3 protein-coding genes are annotated in these 2632 nt (G+C 48.6%); all 3 read right to left on the bottom strand.

What is annotated here, in order from left to right; translation table 11 throughout:
- Positions 1–393: 393 nt before the first annotated feature.
- From HMPREF2572_RS04795 to HMPREF2572_RS04785, 3 genes are read right to left on the bottom strand one after another with little or no spacing between them, the layout of a single operon-like run.
- Entirely contained in the window at positions 394–1170 is a 777-nt protein-coding gene (locus HMPREF2572_RS04795) for a TatD family hydrolase (protein WP_070496472.1), read from the bottom strand.
- A gap of 4 nt (positions 1171–1174) precedes the next feature.
- Positions 1175–1531, bottom strand: coding sequence for a PilZ domain-containing protein (locus HMPREF2572_RS04790; RefSeq protein ID WP_003760734.1), 357 nt, complete (start codon positions 1529–1531; stop codon positions 1175–1177).
- A gap of 19 nt (positions 1532–1550) precedes the next feature.
- Positions 1551–2528: a DNA polymerase III subunit delta' gene (locus HMPREF2572_RS04785; protein ID WP_070496471.1), complete on the bottom strand. Its 978-nt coding sequence runs from the start codon at positions 2526–2528 to the stop codon at positions 1551–1553.
- Positions 2529–2632 lie beyond the last annotated feature (104 nt).

Genomic DNA, 2632 nt, shown 5'->3' with positions numbered 1-2632 from the left:
ATGGAGAGCGATATGATGAAAGCCATATCTTTAAATGTTTTCAGGAAGTTGCCATCTTGATTTTCGGATAGCTGCCTATTACCCAAGCAATCCAATATTCTTGGAACAAAATGAATGGTTAACCGAAATGGGGAGACTTTTTAATAAACAATGGCAATTTTACTATCCGCGCAAACAGCTGATTGTTGATTTTAAACCCATCCATGGCTATCTGTCCGCTTTTGCACCGGCTTTCTTGTGATACCGATTTTATAGGCGACCCTGCCATCGTCCATTGTCGTCCCTAGCCTATTTGATATTCGTCTGAACACTTATATAAAAAAATTCCAAATTTCAAAAGGTCGTCTGAAACGCTAGATAAAGCATTTTCAGACGACCTTTGTTCCATTCGAATCAAACACGGATATCAGGTACTTTGTTGAACAAACAATAGAAATTGTCGCTAGTGTAAGCGGCAAGTGTTTCTACGGATTCGCCGCGCAGGTTCGCCACAAATTCGGCGGTGTAGCGGACATAGGAAGGTTCGTTAGGCTTGCCGCGTTTGGGAACCGGAGCGAGAAACGGCGCATCGGTTTCGACCAGCATTCTATCCGCAGGGACGTATTTAGCGGCTTCCTGAATTTGCGGGGCGTTTTTGAAGGTAACAATGCCGGAGAAGGAAATGTATAGCCCCAAATCTAAAGCAGCTTTGGCGAAAGCGGTATCTTCGGTGAAGCAGTGGATAACGCCCGAGTTGGTTTGACCTTCTTTCAGAATCGCCAAAGTATCGGCGGCGGCATCGCGGGTGTGGACAATCACGGGCAAACCGCTTTCATTGGCGGCTTGAATGTGTTCGGCGAAGCGGCGGTGCTGCCATGCCAAATCGCCTTTGCACCAGTAATAATCCAAGCCCGTTTCGCCTATGCCAACGACTTTCGGGTGTTTTACCGCTTCAACCATTTCGGAAACGGTAAATTCTTCGGCTTCTTGGCTGTCGGGGTGGACGCCTATGGTGCAGTAAATCTGTTCATTGGCTTGGGCAATGTCAAAGACTTCGGCGAAACTCTGTTTGCTTACGCTGATGGCAAGCGCCTGTTTGACGCTTTGTTCTGCCATATTGGCGAACACTTCAGGCAGGCGGTTGCTCAAGCCTTCGAAATTGATATGGCAGTGCGAATCGATTAAATGCATGATTTTAAAGCGTGAAGGTAACGCGGTCGCTGCGCAGTTTCGGTCCCAGCTCGCCTTCAATCAGGGTTTTCGCCTGAAGGCAGCTTTCGTGTTCGGAAAATGCCAGTCCGACACCTTTAGGGCGGTGGGCGGAAGTACGGGCAGGGTTGATCCAGACGACTTTGGTAGGCAGGAAGCGTTTGGGGTAATCGGCGATTTCAACAGCAAGCAGGATGTCTTCGCCTAATGAAAATACGTCTTCGGTCGGAACGAAAAGTCCGCCGTGTTCGAGAAACGGCATATAGCAGTTGTAGAGCAGAGTCGGATCTTTGAGCTGCAACGCCATCATTTTCGCCGGAATGTCTTTATTGTTGTTTACCATTTTGTTTTACCTTATCTGATTATTTGTTTTGCCAAAATTCGAGATATTCAGTCAATAGATACTCAAGCTGCATTTTAACACTCAAGGTGTGATATCCGTAAGGGCTGAGTGCGTTCAGATGACCTGTCAGTGCAAACAGGCGGCGCGGATCGGTTTTGCAAGCCGTCTGCGACAATGCCTGCGCGTAATCGGGATAATAAAGCGGCGGCATTTGTTGTTGCGCCAAGCCGACATCCAACAGCCACTTCTGCATCCAATCGATAAATACTGCCAACGGCTGCTTGTGTTTGTCGAACGTGGCGGCGTAGTCAAGTATCGTCAACAGGCGCGGCACGGCAAGCAAAGTGAGCAGCTCTTCGCGCAAGTCATCCATTTCAGGCGTATGGGCAAACAAAGGCGCACCGCTGTGAAAAGCCAACAGCGATTCTGCATCATCCACCCCTTCTTCCCGCAAATACTTCAAAGCTTCATCACGCGAAGGTGCCGGTAGAACCATCTGGCGGCAACGGCTTTTAATAGTCGGTAAAAGTTTGTCGCGTGCATGCGTAACCATTAAAAAAACAACGTGTTGCGGCGGCTCTTCCAAAGCTTTGAGCAACCCGTTTGCCGCCTGCACGTTCATGCTTTCAGCGGGATGCACCAATACCACCCGCAATCCTCCGCGCACAGCCGTCAAATAAATGTTTTCCACAATATCGCGCACGGCATCGATTTTAATCTGCAACAATTTTCGCCCGACCGCACCGTCTTCGGGGATTTCAGGAGTAAGTTCATAGAAATCGGGATGACTGTTTTGCAAAAACAAATGACACGAAGCGCATACGCCGCAAGGCTGATGATCTTCCCGAGACGATTCGCACAGCAAAGCCTGTGCCACAAACCGCGCAAACGCCGTCTTGCCGGTATTTTCCTTACCGGTAAACAGCCAAGCGTTCGGACGGTTTTCCCAATGGTCAGCAAGCTGCCGCCACTGGTTTTGATGCCACGGATAAATCATATTGGAAAGTACAAGCTTTTGAACAAAAGCGTGATTATACAGGGAAATGTTAGAGGTCGTCTGAAACTCAATATGAGATCTTTGCAAAAAAGCCCTTCCCTCGA

This window comes from Neisseria sp. HMSC064E01, from assembly GCF_001808875.1.
GTDB classification, from domain to species: domain Bacteria; phylum Pseudomonadota; class Gammaproteobacteria; order Burkholderiales; family Neisseriaceae; genus Neisseria; species Neisseria sicca_A.
The sequence above is the reverse complement of the archived record's forward strand: the minus strand, read 5'-3'. Positions and strand labels throughout refer to the sequence as shown.